Origin of the sequence: Paraburkholderia terricola (genome assembly GCF_003330825.1) — a bacterium.
GTDB lineage: Bacteria > Pseudomonadota > Gammaproteobacteria > Burkholderiales > Burkholderiaceae > Paraburkholderia > Paraburkholderia terricola.
Genome location: NZ_CP024941.1, coordinates 242,948 through 262,346, shown reverse-complemented (window position 1 = coordinate 262,346; position 19,399 = coordinate 242,948). Strand labels below are relative to the sequence as shown.

Sequence of the window (19,399 nt, the reverse complement as noted above, 5' to 3'; positions counted from 1 at the left end):
GAAACCTTATGTAACGACACCGACCGGTCTATCGGTCGAGCAACCGCCAAGACGCACCATGAACTCGAACGCTTCCACTCCTCCGAACCCGCTCGCGCATCTCTTCGACAACAACGATGCGTGGGTGACTCGCAAGCTCTCCGAAGACCCCGAGTACTTTTCGCGCCTCGCGCATCAGCAGACGCCCGAATATCTATGGATCGGCTGCTCCGATTCGCGTGTGCCGGCCAACCAGATCATCGGCCTGCCGCCGGGCGAAGTATTCGTGCACAGAAACATCGCCAACGTGGTCGTGCATACCGATCTGAACTGTCTGTCGGTGATCCAGTTCGCCGTCGATCTGCTGAAGGTCAAGCACATCATGGTGGTCGGCCACTACGGCTGCTCGGGCGTCGGCGCGGCGCTGCACGGCCGCCGCGTGGGTCTCGCGGACAACTGGCTGCATCACGTGCAGGACGTGCGCACCAAGCATGCGGCGCTGATCGAGGAATGGCCGCTCGGTGAAGCGCGGCATCGGCGGCTGGTCGAACTGAACACCATCGAGCAGGTGGTGAACGTGTGCCGCACGACCATCGTCAACGATGCCTGGGCGCGCGGCCAGGAACTGACCGTGCACGGCTGGGTGTACGGCGTGCATGATGGCAAGGTGCGCAATCTCGGCATGACCGTCGGCGAACCGGGCGCGCTCGACGCGGTTTATCAGGGCTGCGTCGCGGGAGTATCGGCAAGCGGCGCGCACGGCGCGGACAACGACATGGTCGCGGCCGACGCCGCGCAACTCGGCGAGGTGCCGGCGATCGTCGAAGGTGTGATCAAGGAGCTGAAACATGAGTGAGACAAACGCTGATCCGATCGTCATCGTGGGCGTTGCCCGCACGCCGATGGCGGCATTTCAAGGCGACTTCGCTTCGTTGACCGCGCCGCAACTCGGTTCGGTCGCGATCGAAGCCGCCGTTCAACGCGCGGGCCTGAAACCCGGGCAGATCGACGAAGTGGTGATGGGCTGCGTGCTGCCCGCCGGGCTCGGTCAGGCGCCCGCGCGTCAAGCGGCTCTCGGCGCCGGCTTGCCGCTCGCCACGGGCAGCACCACCGTCAACAAGATGTGCGGCTCCGGCATGCGCGCGGCGATGTTCGCGCACGACATGCTGGCCGCGGGTTCGGTCGAGGTGATCGTCGCGGGCGGCATGGAGAGCATGACGAACGCGCCGTATCTGCTGCCCAAGGCGCGTGGCGGCATGCGCATGGGCCACGGCCAGGTGCTCGACCACATGTTCTACGACGGCCTGGAAGACGCCTACGAGAAAGGCCGCCTGATGGGCACGTTCGCCGAGGAATGCGCGGCGTCGTTCGACTTCACGCGCGAGGCGCAGGACGCGTTCGCCGTCGAGTCGCTGAACCGTGCGAAGCGCGCGAACGAGGACGGCTCGTTCGCGTGGGAAATCGCGCCGGTGAAAGTCGCAAGCCGCAAGGGCGAGGTGAGCATCGATCGCGACGAGCAGCCGTTCAAGGCGAACCTCGAAAAAATTCCGACGCTCAAGCCCGCGTTCAGCAAGACCGGCACGGTGACGGCGGCGAACTCGTCGTCGATTTCCGACGGCGCGGCCGCGCTCGTGATGATGCGCGAGTCGACCGCGAAGCGCCTCGGTGTCGAGCCGATCGCGCGCGTGGTCGGTCATTCGACCTTCGCGCAGAAGCCGGCGAAGTTCACCACCGCGCCGGTCGGCGCGATTCGCAAGCTGTTCGAGAAGAACGGTTGGCGCGCGGACGAAGTGGATCTGTACGAGGTCAACGAAGCGTTCGCCGTCGTCACGATGGCCGCGATGAAGGAGCACGGTTTGCCGCACGAAAAGGTCAACGTGAACGGCGGCGCTTGCGCGCTCGGGCATCCGATCGGCGCGTCGGGCGCACGGATTCTCGTCACGCTGATCGGCGCGCTGAAACAGCGCGGCTTGAAGCGCGGCGTCGCGACGCTGTGCATCGGCGGCGGCGAAGCCACCGCGATGGGTATCGAACTGGTTTGACGCGCGGCTCCAGGCACTCCAGGCAGTCGGGGCCGTTGCGGCAGTTGAGGCTCGAGGTGATTCGATGAAGACAGTGTTGATCGTGGGTGCGTCGCGCGGCATCGGCCAGGAGTTTGCGCGGCAATACAAAAAGAGCGGCTGGCGCGTGCTCGCCACCGCGCGCGACGGGGCCGCGCTCGACGCATTGAACGAACTCGGCGCGGAGACTTTTTCCGTCGACGTCACCGCGCCCGACGAAATCGCCGCGCTCGGCTGGAAGCTCGACGGCGAACGGCTCGATGCGGCGATCGTCGTGTCGGGCGTCTACGGCCCGCGCACCGCGGGCATCGAGACCATCACCGCCGACGACTTCGACCATGTCATGCACACCAACGTGCGCGGTCCCATGCAGTTGATGCCGATCCTGCTGCCGCTCGTCGAGGAAACCGGCGGCGTGTTCGCGGTGATCTCGAGCAAGATGGGCAGCATCGGCGACGCGGGCGGCACGACCGGCTGGCTCTATCGTGCGAGCAAGGCGGCGCTCAACAACGCGCTGAAACTCGCGTCGCTCGAGGTCAGGCGCGCGACCTGCGTTTCGCTGCATCCGGGCTGGGTGCGCACCGACATGGGCGGCGCCGAGGCGGCGATCGATCCGGCGCGCAGCGTCACCGGCATGCGCGAATTGCTGGCACAGGCCGCGGCCGCGCGCGAGGCGTTCAATGGCCGCTTCTATCAATACGACGGCACGCCGCTCGACTGGTGAGAGCGCCAAGAATGAGGAGACTGAGCGATGGTGCTTGACCAGGACCACCTGATGGTGCGCGACGCGCTGCGCACGTTCGTGCGCGAAGCCGTCACGCCGCACGCGGCGCGGTGGGACCGCGAGCGGGTTTTTCCGCACGACGTGCATCGGCAACTCGCCGAACTCGGCGCATACGGCGTGCTGGTGCCCGAAGCCTACGGCGGCGCGGGCATGGACGCCTTGGCGCTCGCGCTGATCCTCGAGGAAATCGCCGCTGGCGACGGCGGCACGTCCACCGCCATTTCCGTCAACAATTGCCCGGTGTGCAGCATCCTGCTGAGCTACGGCAACGACGCGCAGAAGCGCGACTGGCTCACGCCGCTCGCGCGCGGCGAGATGCTCGGCGCGTTCTGCCTGACCGAACCGCAGGCCGGCTCCGACGCCTCCGCGCTGCGCACCACCGCGACCCGCGACGGCGACGCGTACGTGCTGAACGGCGTCAAACAGTTCATCACGAGCGGCAAGAACGGCAACGTCGCGATCGTGATGGCCGTGACCGACAAGGCGGCGGGCAAGCGCGGCATCAGCACGTTCATCGTGCCGACCGATACCAAGGGCTACGTCGTCGCGCGAATCGAGGACAAGCTCGGCCAGCATTCGTCGGATACGGCGCAGATCATTTTCGAGGACTGCCGCGTGCCGGCCGCGAACCTCATCGGCGCGGAAGGCGAAGGCTATCGGATCGCGCTGTCCGGGCTCGAAGGCGGGCGCATCGGCATCGCCGCGCAAAGCGTCGGCATGGCGCGCGCCGCGTTCGAGGCGGCGTTGGCCTACGCCAAGGAGCGCGAGAGCTTCGGTGCGCCGCTCTTCTCGCACCAGGCCGTGCAGTTTCGCCTCGCCGACATGGCGACGCAACTCGAGGCCGCGCGTCAGCTGATCTGGCATGCCGCTGCGCTGAAAGACGCCGGCCAGCCGTGCCTCACCGAAGCCGCGATGGCCAAGCTGTTCGCCTCAGAAGCCGCCGAGCGCATCTGTTCCGCGGCCTTGCAGATTCATGGCGGCTACGGCTATCTGAGCGACTTCCCGGTCGAGCGTATTTACCGCGATGTCCGCGTGTGCCAGATCTACGAAGGCACGAGCGACATCCAGAAGATCCTGATCGCTCGCGGTCTTGGCTGAACGTCCAATGAACGAGCCATTGTTGCCGGCGCAGCGTCCATCCGACTGTCCCTGCGGCGGCGCCGCGCCCGGCCAGCGCGCCGGCGCCCGCGCGCCCCGCTTCGCGCAATGCTGCGGCCGTTACATCGACGGCGGCGAAGCGGCGCCGCGCGCGCTCGAACTGATGCGCTCGCGTTACAGCGCGTACGTTCTCGGCGCGACGGATTATTTGCGCGCCACCTGGGCGCCGCACACCTGCCCCGCCGACCTCGACGCGGACCCCGCCGCGCCCGATGCGCCACGTTGGCTCGGACTTCAGATCAAGGCATTCGCTGAAACCGACGCCGATCACGCGACGGTCGAATTCGTCGCGCGTTACAAGGTGGGTGGCCGCGCGCACCGGCTGCACGAGCTGAGCCGCTTCATACGCGATGAGGACGGCCGCTGGCGCTATGTCGACGGCGACGTGAGCGAATAGCCCGACGCCTTCCCGAGCCTTACACCATGCGCCAGCCTGCGAGGCGCGTTCACATGCGGCCCTCAAAGACCGGCTTCCTGTTCGTGTTGGCCCGGCGCCACAGCCCATGCGCCCGCCACCTTGCCTCGTGCAGCCGGCCGCCGGCGAGACCAGCGTCTTCCAGCCCGCATGAGCCCAAGCCGCGCACGGCAATTTTTTCGTCGCGGGTTCTCCTTGATTGCACAAAACAAAATTGTCGTGCCAGGATGAGGCCGTAGCTTCATGGCGTCACGTTGCGAAAGCCGGTCATAACCGGCTACGCAAAATGCGCAAGGACGCTGCCGGTCACCAGATAGTGTGGGTTCGGCGGCGCTTCCGGGCAGCATGGGTGGCGCTCATCATCGGCGCGTGGGGTCGCGTCGGCCGTTTGGGTTCAATCCCGTGCGATCTCCAGTGGCGTGCGTGCGCTTCGCGCAGCAGTACGCGGGTATGTTTTTGCGTGTCGAAAACACCGGTGAAAGCAAAATGTCAGCAGCCGTTCTGGACAAGTGGGCATGACGGTATTCAGGCAAGTTTTTGAGGCGGATGCGTTAATGGTGTTCAGCAAGGTTCTGACGAAGTGTGCGGTGATCTGTGCAGCGGCTGCGTGCGCTGTCGCCGTCGCGCACGCCGCTCCGCTCGCCGACACCCAGGCGGGACCTCTCGCCCGCGCGCAGGTGCCGCGCATCGCGCTCGACGACGACGTCTATCTGCCGGCTGCGGGCCTCAACGAAAAAATCATCCGCGTGCCGGTGGACGCTGCCGGCGCGGTCACGCTCGAAACGACGATCTACAAACCGGACGGCCCAGGCCCGTTTCCGATGATCGTGTTCAACCACGGCAAGATTCCCGGCGACCCGCGCACGCAGGAACGCAGCAACCCGCTGCCGTTCGCGCGCGAATTCGTGCGCCGCGGCTACGTGGTGGTGGCGCCGAACCGCCAGGGCTTCGGCCATTCGGACGGCGTTTATCAGCAGGACGGTTGCGACGTCGAACGCAATGGCATGAGCCAGGCCGGCGACGTGGCGGCCACCATCGGCTACATGTCGAAGCAGCCTTACGTGGACGCTACGCATATCGTGGTGGCCGGCACCTCGCACGGCGGTCTCGCGACGATGGCCTACGGCACCGAAGCCGCGCCGGGCGTGCGGGCGCTGATCAATTTCTCGGGCGGTTTGCGGCAGGACGCGTGCAGCGGCTGGCAGGCCAACCTCACGCGCGCATTCGGCGCGTACGGTGAAAAGACCAAGGTGCCGTCGTTGTGGATGTACGGCGATAACGACTCGGTGTGGACCGCGCCGCTGGTGGCGGGCATGTACGCCGCGTATGCCGAGCATGGCGCGAGCGCGAAGATGGTGGATTTCGGCAACTACAAGAACGACGCGCATCGGCTGGTGGGCGACCGCGACGGCGTGCATGTGTGGTGGCCGGCCGTCGAGGCTTTCCTGGCCCGCGTGGGCATGCCCACGGGCGTGCAGTATCGCGTGTCCGATCCTTCGTTGCCGAAGGCGAGCGGGTTTGCCGCTGTCGATGCGGTGGATGCGGTGCCGTTCGTCGACGAAGCCGGGCGCAATGGCTATCGGAACTTCCTGCATCAATATCCTAGCCGGGCTTTTGCCGTGTCGGATACCGGCGCGTGGTCGTGGGCCGAGGGCGGCGACGATCCGATGTCGGTGGCGATTGCCAATTGCCAGAAGCAGAGTTCGGCGCCTTGCCGGTTGTATGCGGTGGATAACGCGGTTGTTTGGGGTTCTGGGGGTACTCAGACCGCTGCGAGCGGTGCGGATCAAGGTCGGCATGCTATTGCTAGCCGGGAGTGAGGGTCGGTTTTTTTGCCTGCTCGGCGGGGTTGGTTTTTGGGGTTTGATTTTTTTTTGGCCTTTGCTTGATTTGTTAGTGGTCTATTGGCGTTGCCCCTGTGCGGGGCGGCACCTACTTTCTTTGCCGCCGCAAAGAAAGTAGGCAAAGAAAGCGGCTCACACCGCCAGTTCTGAAGCGGGTCTCCTGGCTTGGAGGGGATCGTGGTGCATCTGGAATCCGTGTTCTCGCGCACTCCGCGCTCGTGACACAGCAGTCATTCTTCCGGCGACGCTACGCGCGCCGTCGCGGTACTTCATAAAGTCGCACGGCGCTTCTGCGGTCGACAGCAGTTCTCGATGCCCAGACAAACCGCCGTCAGCCGCAGTTCTCCAAACCAATAGCGCTGCGTGCGCCCGGCGTCACTGCATCGAATGCCGGCGAGTTGCCGACAATTTGCCGGCGCATCGGCGCGCGGCCGGACGCTCAGCACGGCGACCGGCGACCCGCCCCACAATCCACAACCGGTGTCCTGCAACCAGCGACACATCTGAAACAGCACCTGGCATTTCAGCGTCTCGCCGAGGCGAAGCCGATGGCCCCCACCGCGCCCAATGAAACCGCTGGTTTCCGTGCGCGCCGCTTCCGGCGAGCGCGCAGCGCGAGGCGGGAAGTATGACTGCCTTGTCACGAACGCGGAGTGCGCGAGAACACCGATTCCAGATGCACCACAATCCCCTCCAAGCCAGGGGACCCGCTTCAAGGCTGGCGGTGTGAGCCGCTTTCTTTGCCTACTTTCTTTGCGGCGGCAAAGAAAGTAGGTGCCGCCCCGCACAGGGGCAACGCCAATAGACCACTAACAAATCAAGCAAAGGCCAAAAAACCAACCCCACAACCCAAACCGCCGAGCAGGCCAAACCCCACCTACATCCCACTACTTTGCCGTCGTCAACTGCACCGATCATCGACCTTCACGAGAAAACAGAAACGACCTGCATCGAACAGCCCCAAACCCCAGCCCAGCAAGCAAAACCCCAAATTCCAGCGCAGGTGCGCGCAACGAAATAAACCGCTAATCTCGACCCCGCGCGCATCGCCAAACGCCGCGCGCAGCGCAACGAAACGGCCCTAAAAAGCCGTACGCGCAGCGGCAAAAAGCATCCTGGAGTACCCGCTTTGCAAAACCCGGCAACACAACCGTCATCACGAGAAGACTGGATCGCCCGCAGCCTGCGCGCCGTCTGGCACCCCTGCACGCAGATGAAGCACCACGAGCGTCTGCCGCTCATTCCCGTCGCGCGCGGCCAGGGCGCGTGGCTTTACGACCGCGCCGATCACCGCTATCTGGACGCGATCAGCTCCTGGTGGGTCAATCTGTTCGGCCACGCGAACCCGCGCATCAACGCGGCGCTGAAAGACCAGCTCGACACGCTCGAACACGCGATGCTCGCGGGCTGCACGCACGAGCCGGCCATCGAACTCGCGGAGCGCCTCGGCGCGCTCACCGGCAACACGCTCGGCCACGCGTTCTTCGCGTCCGATGGCGCATCCGCCGTCGAAATAGCGCTGAAGATGAGCTTCCACTCGTGGCGCAATCGCGGCTTCGCCGACAAGCAGGAATTCGTCTGCCTCGCCAACAGCTACCACGGCGAGACCATCGGCGCGCTCGGCGTCACCGACGTCGCGCTCTTCAAGGACGCCTACGACCCGCTGATCCGCCACGCGCACGTCGTCGCGTCGCCCGATGCGCGCCTCGCGCAGCCTGGCGAGACCGCCGCCGACGTCGCGCGCCGCGCGCTCGATCACGTGCGCTCGCTGTTCGAAGCGCGCGCCGACACAATCGCCGCGCTGATCGTCGAGCCGCTCGTGCAATGCGCAGCCGGCATGGCGATGCACGACGCGTCGTATCTCGCCGGATTGCGCGCGTTGTGCGACCAGTACGGCGTGCATCTGATCGCCGATGAAATCGCCGTCGGTTGCGGTCGCACCGGCACGTTCTTCGCATGCGAGCAAGCGGGTATCTGGCCGGACTTTCTGTGTCTGTCGAAAGGCATTAGCGGCGGTTATCTGCCGCTCTCGATCGTGTTGTCGCGCGATGAAATCTTCGCGGCCTTCTATCACGACGACACCGCGCGCGGCTTCCTGCATTCGCATTCCTACACCGGCAATCCGCTCGCGTGCCGCGCGGCGCTCGCCACGCTCGACCTGTTCGCGAGCGACAACGTCCTCGCCGTCAACGCGCAGAAGTCCGCGAAACTGAAGGCCGCGCTTGCTCCGCTCGCTGGGCACGAGCAGGTGCGCAATCTGCGCCAGTGCGGCACGATTTTCGCGTTCGACGCGGTGATCGACGACGCTCAACACGCGAGGACATTCTCGCGCCGCTTCTTCGAAAACGCGTTGCAGCGCGAGCTGCTGCTGCGCCCGATTTCGACCACCGTGTATCTGATGCCGCCGTACATTCTCGACGACGAAGAACTTGCGCTGCTCGCCTCGCGCACTCATGAAACGTTCGAAGCCACGCTCGCGGAGGCGCGCTAATGCACTTGCTCGACACACTTGCACAAGGCCTGAAGGACATCGACGCACGCGGCCTGCGCCGTCGCCGCCGCACCGCCGACACGCCGTGCGCCGCGCACATGACGGTGGACGGCCGCGAGATCATCGGCTTCGCCAGTAACGACTACCTCGGCCTCGCCGCGCATCCGCAACTGATCGCCGCGATCGGCGAAGGCGCGCGGCGCTATGGCGCGGGCAGCGGCGGTTCGCATCTGCTCGGCGGCCACTCGCGCGCGCATGCGCAACTCGAAGACGACCTCGCGGAATTCGTCGGCGGCTTCGTCGACAATGCGCGCGCGCTGTACTTCAGCACCGGCTACATGGCGAACCTCGCGACGCTCACCGCGCTCGCGGGCCGCGGCACGACGCTTTTCTCCGACGCATTGAATCACGCGTCGCTGATCGACGGCGCGCGCCTGTCGCGCGCCGACGTGCAGATCTACCCCCACTGCGATACCGAAGCGTTGAGCGCGATGCTCGACGCTTCCGACGCGGAAGTGAAAGTGATCGTCTCCGATACGGTCTTCAGCATGGACGGCGATATCGCGCCGCTGCCGCGTCTGCTCGAACTCGCCGAGCAACACGGCGCGTGGCTGATTCTCGACGACGCGCATGGCTTCGGCGTGCTCGGTCCGCAAGGCCGCGGCGCAATCGCGCAAACCGCGCTGCGCTCGCCGAACCTGATTTCGATCGGCACGCTCGGCAAGGCGGCGGGCGTCTCGGGCGCGTTCGTCGTCGCGCACGGCACCGTGATCGAATGGCTCGTGCAGCGCGCGCGTCCGTACATTTTCACCACGGCCTCGGTGCCTGCCGCCGCGTATGCGGTGTCGGCGAGTTTGCGCATCATCGGCGGCGACGAAGGCGATGCGCGGCGCGCGCATCTTCGGCAATTGATCGAACGCACGCGTGAGATGCTGAAAGCCACGCCGTGGCTTCCGGTCGATTCGCATACCGCCGTGCAGCCGCTCATCATCGGCGCGAACGAAGCCACGCTCGACATCGCCGCCCTGCTCGACCGCGCGGGTCTGTGGGTGCCGGCGATTCGTCCGCCGACCGTGCCCACCGGCACGTCGCGCTTGCGTATTTCGCTTTCCGCCGCGCACGCGCAAGCGGATCTCGACCGGCTCGAAGCGGGCTTGCAACAAGCGGGAGCGAAAGCGGCATGAGCACGGCGCTGTCTCTCTTCGTCACCGGCACGGATACGGAAATCGGCAAGACGTTCGTTTCGTCGGCGCTGTTGCGCGGCTTCGTTCGCGAAGGCCTGCAAGCCGCCGCGATGAAGCCGATCGCCGCCGGCGCATTCGAACTCGACGGCGTTCTGCATAACGAGGACGCGGATCAACTCGACGCCGCATCGAACGTCTTGCTGCCGCCCGACATTCGCACGCCCTATCTGCTGAAAGAACCGGCCGCGCCGCACATCGCGGCCGCGCTCGAAAACGTCACCTTCGATATCGCGCACATCGTCGCTTGCCATGCCGAGGCTGTGAAGCGCGCGGACGTCGTGGTCGTGGAAGGCGTCGGCGGCTTTCGCGTGCCGTTGACGGCGACTGCGGACACCGCCGATCTCGCCGTCGCCTTGAAACTGCCGGTCGTGCTGGTGGTCGGCCTGCGCCTCGGCTGCATCAACCATGTGCTGCTCACCGCCGAAGCGATCGCCGCGCGCGGACTGACGCTCGCCGGCTGGGTGGCGAACCGTGTCGACCCCGACATGACGTTCCCCGACGAAAACATCGCGTCGATCCGCGAGCATCTTGCGCGCGAACACGACGCGCCCTTGCTCGGCATCGTGCCGCATCTGAGCCCGGCTTCGCCCGAACTCGCGGCGGACCGGCTCGACATCGACCGACTCTTGCAGACGCTGCGCCATGCGCGGCGCTGATCAACATCACATCCATCCATGAGGATTGACGACATGACGCAACTGAACATCGCTCCGACGCCGGTCGACACGGCGGCCGCCAACAGCAATGCCAATCACAACGCCAACAGCGCCGCATCGGACGGCAAGCAACTCGCGCGCTGGCGCGTCGCCGACATCGTCGCGCTGTACGAACTGCCGTTCAACGATCTGATGTTCCGCGCGCAGCAAACACATCGCGAGCATTTCGACGCGAACACCGTGCAACTGTCGACGCTGCTGTCGATCAAGACGGGCGGCTGCGAGGAAGATTGCGCGTACTGTCCGCAGTCGGTGCATCACGACACGGGCCTGCAGGCCGACAAGCTGATGCCGGTCGACGAAGTCCTCGCCGCCGCGCGCGCCGCCAAGCAAAACGGCGCAACGCGCTTTTGCATGGGCGCCGCGTGGCGCAATCCGAAAGACCGGCACCTGGAGCCGATCAAGGACATGATCCGCGGCGTGAAGGCGATGGGTCTCGAAACCTGCGTGACGCTCGGCATGCTGGAGACGCACCAGGCGCAAGCTCTGCGCGAAGCGGGCCTCGACTACTACAACCACAACCTCGATACGTCGCCGGAGTTCTACGGCCAGATCATTTCGACGCGCACGTATCAGGACCGTCTCGACACGCTCGAACGGGTGCGCGACGCGGGCATCAACGTGTGCTGCGGCGGCATCGTCGGTTTGGGCGAGTCGCGCCGCGAGCGGGCTGGCTTGATCGCGCAACTGGCGAACATGGAGCCGTATCCCGAGTCGGTGCCGATCAACAACCTGGTGCAAGTGGAAGGCACGCCGCTGACCGGCACGGAAGCGATCGACCCGTTCGAGTTCGTGCGCACGATCGCGATTGCACGCATCACGATGCCGCGCGCGATGGTGCGTCTGTCGGCGGGACGCGAGCAGATGAACGAAGCGTTGCAGGCCATGTGCTTTCTCGCCGGCGCGAACTCGATTTTCTATGGCGATCAGTTGCTGACCACCAGCAATCCGCAAGCGGAGGCGGATCGCAAGCTGTTGGAGCGCCTGGGGATTCGGGCGGAAGCGGCGCAACAGATGCCGCTCGATCAGAGCGGTTGCGAGCATGGCTGCGAACACGGTCATGACTCGCACGCCGCGCCCAACTAAACGTAACAAGCGCATGCGATAGCAATTCGCGCAATAAAAAAGGCCGCCTCGGTAACGAACCGAAGGCGGCCTTTGTGCTTCACCCGAAGCTTTACTTCCTATCCACGATGATCTGATCGAACGTCCCGCCATCGGAGAAATGCGTTTGCTGCGCTTTCTGCCAGCTACCGAACATCTCTTCGACGGTGAAGGTCTTGATCGGCTTGAACTCCGCCTCATGCTTGGCGAGCACGTTCCTGTCGCGCGGACGCAGATGATGTTGCGCGATGATTTCCTGCGCGGCCGCCGACCACAGATAGTCGAGATACGCCTGCGCTTCCTTGCGCGTGCCGCGCTTGTCCACCACCTTGTCGACGATCGCCACGGGCGGCGCCGCCAGCAAGCTCACCGACGGATACACCGCTTCGAAATTGCCCGCGCCCACACCCGTGTTCATCAGCGCGACTTCGTTTTCGAACGTCACCAGCACGTCGCCGATGCCGCGCTGCGTGAAGGTGGTGGTCGCGCCGCGGCCGCCCGTGTCGAGCACCGGCACGTTCCTGAAGATCGCTTTTTCGAAGTCGAGCGCCTGCGCGTCGGTGCCGCCGTGCTGCTTGCGATAACCCCACGCGGCCAGATACGTGTAGCGGCCATTACCCGAGGTCTTGGGATTGGCGATCACCACCTGCACGCCGGGCTTGGCGAGATCGTCCCAGTCCTTGATGTGCTTCGGGTTGCCCTTGCGCACGAGGAACACCATCGTCGTGGTGTACGGCGCGCTGTCGTTCGGCATGCGCGCGCGCCAGTTGGTCGGCACCAGTTGGCCCTTTTCGGCGAGCAGGTCGATGTCGTTCGGCTGGTTCATCGTCACCACGTCGGCCTGCAAGCCTTGCAGCACCGACAAGGCCTGCGCGCTCGACGCGCCGTGCGACTGGCGGATCGACACGGTCTCGCCGGTCTTCTGCTTGTACGCCGCGATGAAGCCGGCGTTGATGTCCTTGTACAACTCACGCGTCACGTCGTACGAGACGTTGAGCAACGACGCTTGCGCGTGCGCCGTCGACACGCCGCCGAGCGCGAGCGTGATTGCCGTCATGCCGGCTGCCAGCCAGCGCGATGTGCCCGTCTTGCCTGCCATCTTGTCCCCGCCTATCGATGATGAAAACCGGTGGCCGCACGAACGCGCGGCATGAAGCGGGATTCTAACGGATCGCTTACTGGCTCACTCGTGCCGGGGCCGGCGCCTCGAGCGCGGCGCGAAGCCTCAAACGAATGCGTGCTGCGCGGCCTCGAAGGCATCCTCGCGAAAGCGCAATGGCGCGGCGCAATGCACCAGCGTGTCGATGAAATACTTGGCTCGCGGCCAGGGGCCGAAACCGGCCGCGGTGTTGATATGCCCCGCGTCGCCGAGATTGACGAACGCGCTGCCGAAACGCTGCGCGAGATCGCGCGAACCGGCGAGCGGCATCCACGGATCGGTTTCGCTGCCGATCAGGATCGACGGCACGCCGAGGCGCCGCGCGTCGAACGTTCCCGCGAAGCCGAATTTCTCCGGGCTCGCGGGCGCGACGAACAGCACGCCGACCACGTCGTTTGCATACGACGCCTGCTGCAGCGCATGCGCGGTCGCGAGGCAACCGAAGCTATGCGCGGCCAGCACGAACGGTCCGCGCTCGCGCGCGAGCAGATCGCGCAGCGACTTCGCCCACAGCGCGAGGTCCGGCGCGTCCCAGTCGGCCTGTTCGACGCGCAGCGAGCGCGCGAACTGCCGCTCCAGCCATGTTTGCCAATGCGCGCCCTCGCTGCCGTGCAGACCGGGCACGGTCACGAGCCGCGGCGGCCATGTCGATTTGGTGCATGAAAGCATGTCTGTCCCTCGCAAAGGGAATCCGGGAAGGTATTGTCCCGCTGCGCGCCGCGCGAACGAACCAAGTTTTTGTGCTTTGTTTATCGGGCTGAATGGCGGTCGAGATGGCGGCGCCGTGACTGTCGACGTGGCTGGCGACTGGCCCGCGACACGGCCGGCGCCATGTGCCGCGTGACCGGCGAATTGCACGGCCGTCCGCAAACGCGCGCGATCGGCGTCGAAAAAGTAGAATGAAGCCTACCCATAAAAGGAGGAGGCTCCATGCCGCAAGCGTCGTCTGAAGCGCCGCGCGCGTCGCAGCCGTCACAACGGGCCTTCCCCGCAATCCGCCCCGACAACGCAGGCGTCTTCCTGACCGTATGAAAATCCTCTTCTACATGCCGCATGCCGATGCCGCCGCCTGGCTTCACGACTTTGCCCGCGCGCTGCCCGAGGCCGATCTGCGCGAGTGGCAGCCTGGCGACACCGCGCCGGCGGACTTCGCGGTCGTGTGGCGGCCGCCGCGCGAGATGCTGGCCGGCCGCGACGACTTGCGCGCGATCTTCAATCTGGGCGCGGGCGTGGATGCGATCCTCTCGCTCGAAAGCGAACAGCCCGGCATCTTGCCGCGCAACGCCCAGTTGATCCGCCTGGAGGACACCGGCATGGCGCCGCAAATGGCCGAGTACGTCGCGCACGCGGTGCTGCGCTACCTGCGCCGTTTCGACGAATACCAGACACTGCAAAGCGAACGCCGCTGGGAAGTGCTCGAACCGCATCCGCGCGAGACCTTCACGGTCGGCGTGCTCGGGCTTGGCGTGCTCGGCGCGCATGTCGCGCAAACGCTCGCGGGCTTCGGCATGCCGGTGCGCGGTTATAGCCGCGGCGCGCGGCACATCGAGGGCATCACGACCTTCGCCGGCGAGGCGCAGTTCGGCTCATTTCTCGACGGCGTGAAAGTGCTGGTGAATCTGCTGCCGCATACGCCGGATACAGCCGACGTGCTGAACGCGCGCACCTTCTCGAAGCTCGCGCGCGGTGCCTATCTGATCAACGTCGCGCGCGGCGGGCATCTGGTCGAACAGGATCTGCTCGAAGCGCTTGCGAGCGGCCAACTCGCCGCCGCCACGCTCGACGTGTTCCGCGAGGAGCCGTTGCCGCCCGATCATCTGTTCTGGCGGGAGCCGCGTATCACGATCACGCCGCACATCTCCGCGCTGACGTTGCGCGAGGAAAGCGTCGCGCAGGTCGCGCGGAAAATCACGGCGCTCGCGCGCGGCGAAACGGTCAGCGGCGTGGTGAATATCGAACGCGGGTATTGAGAACCGGGTGAGCCCCGAGCAGGCACTGAGAGACATCAATGAAGGAGCGCCGCCAAGCGCGGCAGGAGACACATCATGGCCTTACCGCAGCAAGTGAAAATCGTCGAAGTCGGTCCGCGTGACGGGCTGCAGAACGAAAAGGAATTCGTCGCCACGGCGATCAAGATCGAGTTGATCAACCGCTTGTCGGCGGCGGGTTTTCGCAACGTCGAAGCGGCGTCGTTCGTCTCGCCGAAATGGGTGCCGCAAATGGCCGACGGCGCCGACGTCATGGCCGGTATCGAACGGCGCCCAGGCACGATCTACTCGGTGCTGACGCCGAACATGCGCGGCTTCGAAGGCGCGCTCGCCGCGCGCGCCGACGAGATCGTGATTTTCGGCGCGGCCAGCGAAGCGTTTTCGCAGAAGAACATCAATTGCAGCATCGCGGAAAGCATCGACCGGTTCGCACCCGTGGCGCGCGCGGCGAAGGAAAACCGCCTGCGGATTCGCGGTAGCGTGTCGTGCGCGCTGGGCTGCCCGTATCAAGGCGAGGTGCCGGTGGCCTCGGTGGTCGATGTGGTCGAACGTTTCGCGGCGCTCGGCTGCGACGAAATCGACATTGCCGATACGATCGGCGTCGGCACGCCGAAGCGCACGCGCGAAGTGTTCGATGCGGTGACCAAGGTGTTTCCGCGTGAACGTCTGTCGGGCCACTTCCACGACACTTACGGCCAGGCGCTCGCGAACATCTACGCCGCGTTGCAGGAAGGCATCGAGATTTATCACGCGTCGGTGGCGGGGCTCGGCGGCTGTCCGTATGCGAAGGGCGCGACCGGCAACGTCGCGACCGAGGACGTGCTGTATCTGATGAACGGCCTCGGCATCGAAACCGGCATCGACCTCGCGCAAGTCGTGGCGATCGGCGATTTCATCTCGACGTCGATCGGCCGGCCCAACGTATCGCGCGCCGGCAAGGCGCTGCTCGCCAAGGCGCGCAGCGAAGCGGGCAACTGTGTTTGACCTCAGCCAATCAATCAGGATCTAAAACAATGATGGACGACGCTTTCCTCGAATCCGACAATCTCGCCGCGCTGCCCGACTCGGCGCGCCGCGTCGCGCTGTTGCTGCGCGAGCGCGGCCACGCCGGCCGCATCGTGATGCTGCCGGAAACCGGCAAGACTTCCGCCGAAGCCGCCGCCGGGCTCGGCTGCTCGGTCGCGCAGATCGCCAAGTCGATCCTGTTTCGCCGTCGCGAGGACGACGCGCCCGTGCTGGTGGTCGCGAGCGGCGCGAATCGCGTCGACGAGAAGAAGGTGGCCGAGCAGGTCGGCGAGATCGGCCGCGCGGATGCGAAGTTCGTCCGCGAAAAAACCGGCTATGCGATCGGCGGCGTGTGTCCGATCGGCCATGCGACCGAACCGGTGACGCTGATCGATGCCGACCTGCTGACGCTCGACAGCTTGTGGGCCGCGGCGGGCCATCCGCATGCGGTGTTCAATCTCACGGCACAGGAATTGATTACGCTGACGGGTGCGCCGGTGATCGACGTGGCGCTGCGCGAAACCGCGTGAAGCCATGACCGAAAGCCTCGGCCACGACGACGGCGCTGCCGTGCCGTCGCCCTGCATCAACGTCTGCAAGATGGACGCGTCGACCGGCTGGTGCGAGGGGTGTCTGCGCAGCATCGACGAAATCGCCGGCTGGTCCTCGTTCGACAACGACGCGAAGCGCGCGGTGTGGGACGCGATCGAGGCGCGTCACGCGCAGTTCATGGCGATGCAAGCCAAGGTGCCGCGATGAACGCGCCGCCGCGCATCGTCACGATAGGCGAGACGTTCAGCTCGACGCTCGCGCTTTCGGCGGATTCGGTGAAATCGTTCGCCACGCTCGTCAACGACTTGAACCCGCTGCATCACGACGACGCCTATGCCGCGCAAAGCCGCTTCGGCGGGCTGATCGCTTCGGGCACGCAGCCCACCGCCTATTTCATGGCGCTGCTGGCGACGCATTTTTCGACCTACGCGCAGCCGCTCGGTCTCGAGTTCGACATCAAGCTGAAAAAGGCGGTCCATGCGAACGACACGCTCACGATCACCTGGCGCGTGCGCGACGCCTACTGGAAGCCGAGCCTGAACGGCGATCTGACGCATCTCGATGGAGCGGTGGTGAACCAGCGCGGCGACACTGTGTTGATCGGCACGTCCACCGTTCTGGTGATGCCGAAGCCCGAAGCATCGGCGAACGCATCGTGATTGCGCTGCCACCATCCATCAAGGTATTCGAGCGTGGCTGGCTCTCGTCGAACAACGTGCTACTGATCGACGATGCGTGCGCCGCGCTCGTCGATACCGGCTATGCGACGCATGCGCCGCAAACGCTCGCCCTGGTGCGGCAGACGCTCGGCGCGCGGCCGCTCGATCTGATCGTCAACACGCATCTGCATTCGGATCACTGCGGCGGTAACGCGCTCTTGCAGGCAACGTGGCCGTGCAGGACCGCGATTCCCGTCTCCGAAGCCGACGCCGTGCGCGCATGGGACGAAACGCGTCTGACGTTTCGCGCGACGGGGCAAACTTGCGAGCGCTTCAGCTTCACCGAGACCATCGCGCCCGGCGTGCGGTTGCGGCTCGGCGCGCTCGATTGGCAGGTGCTCGGTGCGCCCGGCCACGATCCGCATTCGCTGATGCTGTATTGCGCGGACGAGCGCATCCTGATCAGCGCGGACGCGCTGTGGGAAAACGGCTTCGGCGTGATTTTCCCCGAGCTGGAAGGTGAAAGCGGTTTCGCCGAGGAACAAGCGGTGCTCGAAGCAATTGCGGAACGGGACGTGCGCCTCGTGATTCCCGGCCACGGCGCGCCTTTCACGAATGTCGGGCAAGCGTTGGAGCGGGCGTTTTCGCGCGTCGCATGGTTGCGAGCCGATCCGGCGCGCAATGCGAGGAATGCGTTGAAGGTGCTGATCGTGTTCAAGCTGCTCGAAGTCCGCGAGATGGGCTTCGACGTCCTGCTGCGAATGCTCGATGAAGCTGCCGCGATGCGCGCCGCCGCGTCGATGCTCAAGCCGCGCGGCGAATGGCCGGCGCTGGTGCGGGAGATCGTCGAGGAACTCGCGGCGCGAAATGGGCCGCTGGCGGTGGACGGCGCGCGCATCGTCGCCCGTCAGGCTTGACGCTCACGCGCTGGTGTGGGGTCCAAGCGGCGTGCGGCTAAAAACCGTCGCCACAAAAAGAAAGCCGCTCGACCATTGAGAATGGCGAGCGGCGGAAATTCTGTCGGACGTGATCAGCGTCGTTACGAATGATACGCGCGCCGGATTTGCGACCGCATCAGTGATTTCCCTACAGAAGTTTGACGCCGCGTTTTAATCCGGCATACAGGTGGTGTCGCGCGAACCCGCATGGCCGCTCGCTTTGCGCGCGATCCGTTCGCGCATTGATCCGCCCATATGAACAATGCCTCGTTCCGGAATCCGTAGCATCCACACGGAACGCGAGCAAGCGGAGGCTCGTCACGTCGACGACAAGCGCTTCTGCGGCACGATTCGCCAGCCGAGATTGACGCCGGCCGCCGCGAGCAGAATCAGCACCGCGCCGAGTATCTGAATCCATGCGAGCGTCTGCCCGAACGCGATTCGATCGACGATGATCGCCACCACCGGATAGATGAACGACAGCGCGCCGGTCATCGAAGTCGGCAGCTTCTGGATCGCGCCGTAAAGCAGCACGTACATGAGGCCGGTATTGACCACGCCGAGCACGATCAATTCGAGCCACTGCACGCCATTGGTCGGCAGCGCGTCGAAACGCACGAATGGCGCGAGCATCACCACGCCGAGCGACACCTGAATCAGCGCGATCAGATGCGGCGGCGTGCCCTTGAGCCGCTTCGTGATGATCGACGACACCGCGTACATCGCCGCCGCGCCCACTGCATAGGCGACGCCCACCAGATACTGCCCCGGCACCGCCAACACCGCCGGCTCGACTTTCACGACGAACACGAGGCCGATGAACGCGACCACCAGCCATGCCACCGTCGACGCGCTAATGCGCTCGCGAAAAATCAGCGCGCCAAGCGCGACCAGCATGAAAGGCTGCGTGTTGTAGACGGCCGTCGCCATCGAGATCGACGCGCGCGAATACGCCGCGAACAGCAGCACCCAGTTCAGCACGATCGCCGCGCCGCCGAGCAAGGCGAGGCCGAGCATCGTCCACGAAAACAGCTTGCGCCTGAAGAGACCCAATACGGCGCACACCAGCGCCAAGGTCGCGCCGCCGAAAATGCAGCGGAAGAACACCACGTTGAACGAGCTCTGCTGCGACGACACCACCAGCCAGCCGATGGTGCCGACATCAGCATGGCCATGCTCATCTCCGCGGCCCCGCGGCGAATTTCATTTGAAGCCATGATTCGATCCTCGAATTGAATCGACAGGCAGTGTAATTAATCCGACGACGCCAATACATGGCTAAACTTAAGCCTTCCGGCGATTA

18 protein-coding genes and 1 pseudogene are annotated in these 19,399 nt (G+C 65.3%); 16 read left to right on the top strand and 3 right to left on the bottom strand.

What is annotated here, in order from left to right:
- Positions 1–58 precede the first annotated feature (58 nt).
- The 10 genes from can (at position 59) to bioB (ending at position 11,777) form a co-directional block, all read left to right on the top strand.
- Positions 59–835, top strand: coding sequence for a carbonate dehydratase (can, locus tag CUJ90_RS01170; RefSeq protein ID WP_073429303.1), 777 nt, complete (start codon positions 59–61; stop codon positions 833–835).
- Positions 828–2,021, top strand: coding sequence for an acetyl-CoA C-acetyltransferase (locus tag CUJ90_RS01165; protein ID WP_114161786.1), 1,194 nt, complete (start codon positions 828–830; stop codon positions 2,019–2,021). Before can ends, CUJ90_RS01165 begins: the two co-directional genes overlap by 8 nt.
- A 64-nt stretch (positions 2,022–2,085) precedes the next feature.
- The gene (locus CUJ90_RS01160; protein WP_073429301.1) at positions 2,086–2,763 is read left to right on the top strand and encodes an SDR family oxidoreductase; all 678 of its coding nucleotides are present in this window, start codon (positions 2,086–2,088) and stop codon (positions 2,761–2,763) included.
- Positions 2,764–2,790: 27 nt separating this feature from the next.
- Complete coding sequence (locus CUJ90_RS01155) at positions 2,791–3,921, top strand: acyl-CoA dehydrogenase family protein (RefSeq protein WP_114161785.1); 1,131 nt, start codon at positions 2,791–2,793, stop codon at positions 3,919–3,921.
- 7 nt (positions 3,922–3,928) lie between these two features.
- On the top strand, positions 3,929–4,378 hold the full coding sequence (locus CUJ90_RS01150) for a YchJ family protein (RefSeq protein WP_114161784.1): 450 nt from the start codon (positions 3,929–3,931) through the stop codon (positions 4,376–4,378).
- Positions 4,379–4,950: 572 nt separating this feature from the next.
- Entirely contained in the window at positions 4,951–6,216 is a 1,266-nt protein-coding gene (locus tag CUJ90_RS01140) for a dienelactone hydrolase family protein (RefSeq protein ID WP_114161782.1), read from the top strand.
- A gap of 1,153 nt (positions 6,217–7,369) precedes the next feature.
- A complete protein-coding gene (gene bioA / locus CUJ90_RS01135; RefSeq protein WP_114161781.1) occupies positions 7,370–8,731 on the top strand; it encodes an adenosylmethionine--8-amino-7-oxononanoate transaminase in 1,362 nt (453 codons plus the stop codon).
- Positions 8,731–9,915 carry an 8-amino-7-oxononanoate synthase gene (gene bioF / locus CUJ90_RS01130; protein WP_114161780.1) on the top strand — a complete coding sequence of 395 codons (1,185 nt, stop codon included), beginning with the start codon at positions 8,731–8,733 and terminating at the stop codon, positions 9,913–9,915. The genes bioA and bioF overlap by 1 nt, the downstream gene beginning before the upstream one ends.
- Complete coding sequence (bioD, locus tag CUJ90_RS01125; RefSeq protein WP_114161779.1) at positions 9,912–10,631, top strand: dethiobiotin synthase; 720 nt, start codon at positions 9,912–9,914, stop codon at positions 10,629–10,631. Before bioF ends, bioD begins: the two co-directional genes overlap by 4 nt.
- Before the next feature lie 33 nt (positions 10,632–10,664).
- Positions 10,665–11,777 (top strand): biotin synthase BioB, encoded by a 1,113-nt coding sequence (gene bioB, locus CUJ90_RS01120; RefSeq protein ID WP_114161778.1) that lies wholly within the window; start codon positions 10,665–10,667, stop codon positions 11,775–11,777.
- A gap of 91 nt (positions 11,778–11,868) precedes the next feature.
- Here the strand turns inward: bioB and CUJ90_RS01115 are convergent, their stop codons facing one another.
- Positions 11,869–12,894 (bottom strand): sulfate ABC transporter substrate-binding protein, encoded by a 1,026-nt coding sequence (locus CUJ90_RS01115; RefSeq protein WP_073432209.1) that lies wholly within the window; start codon positions 12,892–12,894, stop codon positions 11,869–11,871.
- Positions 12,895–13,020: 126 nt separating this feature from the next.
- Complete coding sequence (locus tag CUJ90_RS01110) at positions 13,021–13,623, bottom strand: RBBP9/YdeN family alpha/beta hydrolase (protein WP_073432210.1); 603 nt, start codon at positions 13,621–13,623, stop codon at positions 13,021–13,023.
- Between the two features lie 359 nt (positions 13,624–13,982).
- On the opposite strand from CUJ90_RS01110, the gene CUJ90_RS01105 reads away from it, so the two are divergent.
- From CUJ90_RS01105 to CUJ90_RS01080, 6 genes are all read left to right on the top strand, one after another.
- Positions 13,983–14,924, top strand: a complete 942-nt coding sequence (locus CUJ90_RS01105) for a 2-hydroxyacid dehydrogenase (RefSeq protein ID WP_114161777.1) — start codon at positions 13,983–13,985, stop codon at positions 14,922–14,924.
- A 75-nt stretch (positions 14,925–14,999) separates the two neighbouring features.
- Positions 15,000–15,926 carry a hydroxymethylglutaryl-CoA lyase gene (locus CUJ90_RS01100; protein WP_073432212.1) on the top strand — a complete coding sequence of 309 codons (927 nt, stop codon included), beginning with the start codon at positions 15,000–15,002 and terminating at the stop codon, positions 15,924–15,926.
- 29 nt (positions 15,927–15,955) lie between these two features.
- On the top strand, positions 15,956–16,477 hold the full coding sequence (locus CUJ90_RS01095) for a YbaK/EbsC family protein (RefSeq protein WP_114161776.1): 522 nt from the start codon (positions 15,956–15,958) through the stop codon (positions 16,475–16,477).
- A 4-nt stretch (positions 16,478–16,481) separates the two neighbouring features.
- Complete coding sequence (locus tag CUJ90_RS01090) at positions 16,482–16,706, top strand: DUF1289 domain-containing protein (RefSeq protein ID WP_114161775.1); 225 nt, start codon at positions 16,482–16,484, stop codon at positions 16,704–16,706.
- The gene (locus CUJ90_RS01085) at positions 16,703–17,158 is read left to right on the top strand and encodes a MaoC family dehydratase (protein WP_114161774.1); all 456 of its coding nucleotides are present in this window, start codon (positions 16,703–16,705) and stop codon (positions 17,156–17,158) included. Before CUJ90_RS01090 ends, CUJ90_RS01085 begins: the two co-directional genes overlap by 4 nt.
- On the top strand, positions 17,155–18,075 hold the full coding sequence (locus tag CUJ90_RS01080; RefSeq protein WP_114161773.1) for an MBL fold metallo-hydrolase: 921 nt from the start codon (positions 17,155–17,157) through the stop codon (positions 18,073–18,075). The genes CUJ90_RS01085 and CUJ90_RS01080 overlap by 4 nt, the downstream gene beginning before the upstream one ends.
- Positions 18,076–18,414: 339 nt before the next feature.
- On the opposite strand, the pseudogene CUJ90_RS01075 reads toward CUJ90_RS01080, so the two are convergent.
- Positions 18,415–19,313: pseudogene (locus CUJ90_RS01075) on the bottom strand (DMT family transporter).
- Between the last annotated feature and the right edge of the window lie 86 nt (positions 19,314–19,399).

Excerpts from the sequence above, each read along its gene's own strand:
- can (WP_073429303.1), top strand. The coding sequence starts at position 59 with ATGAACTCGAACGCTTCCACTCCTCCGAACCCGCTCGCGCATCTCTTC.
- CUJ90_RS01165 (WP_114161786.1), top strand. The coding sequence starts at position 828 with ATGAGTGAGACAAACGCTGATCCGATCGTCATCGTGGGCGTTGCCCGC.
- CUJ90_RS01160 (WP_073429301.1), top strand. The coding sequence starts at position 2,086 with ATGAAGACAGTGTTGATCGTGGGTGCGTCGCGCGGCATCGGCCAGGAG.
- CUJ90_RS01155 (WP_114161785.1), top strand. The coding sequence starts at position 2,791 with ATGGTGCTTGACCAGGACCACCTGATGGTGCGCGACGCGCTGCGCACG.
- CUJ90_RS01150 (WP_114161784.1), top strand. The coding sequence starts at position 3,929 with ATGAACGAGCCATTGTTGCCGGCGCAGCGTCCATCCGACTGTCCCTGC.
- CUJ90_RS01140 (WP_114161782.1), top strand. The coding sequence starts at position 4,951 with ATGGTGTTCAGCAAGGTTCTGACGAAGTGTGCGGTGATCTGTGCAGCG.
- bioF (WP_114161780.1), top strand. The coding sequence starts at position 8,731 with ATGCACTTGCTCGACACACTTGCACAAGGCCTGAAGGACATCGACGCA.
- bioD (WP_114161779.1), top strand. The coding sequence starts at position 9,912 with ATGAGCACGGCGCTGTCTCTCTTCGTCACCGGCACGGATACGGAAATC.
- bioB (WP_114161778.1), top strand. The coding sequence starts at position 10,665 with ATGACGCAACTGAACATCGCTCCGACGCCGGTCGACACGGCGGCCGCC.
- CUJ90_RS01115 (WP_073432209.1), bottom strand. The coding sequence starts at position 12,894 with ATGGCAGGCAAGACGGGCACATCGCGCTGGCTGGCAGCCGGCATGACG.
- CUJ90_RS01110 (WP_073432210.1), bottom strand. The coding sequence starts at position 13,623 with ATGCTTTCATGCACCAAATCGACATGGCCGCCGCGGCTCGTGACCGTG.
- CUJ90_RS01105 (WP_114161777.1), top strand. The coding sequence starts at position 13,983 with ATGAAAATCCTCTTCTACATGCCGCATGCCGATGCCGCCGCCTGGCTT.
- CUJ90_RS01100 (WP_073432212.1), top strand. The coding sequence starts at position 15,000 with ATGGCCTTACCGCAGCAAGTGAAAATCGTCGAAGTCGGTCCGCGTGAC.
- CUJ90_RS01095 (WP_114161776.1), top strand. The coding sequence starts at position 15,956 with ATGATGGACGACGCTTTCCTCGAATCCGACAATCTCGCCGCGCTGCCC.
- CUJ90_RS01090 (WP_114161775.1), top strand. The coding sequence starts at position 16,482 with ATGACCGAAAGCCTCGGCCACGACGACGGCGCTGCCGTGCCGTCGCCC.
- CUJ90_RS01085 (WP_114161774.1), top strand. The coding sequence starts at position 16,703 with ATGAACGCGCCGCCGCGCATCGTCACGATAGGCGAGACGTTCAGCTCG.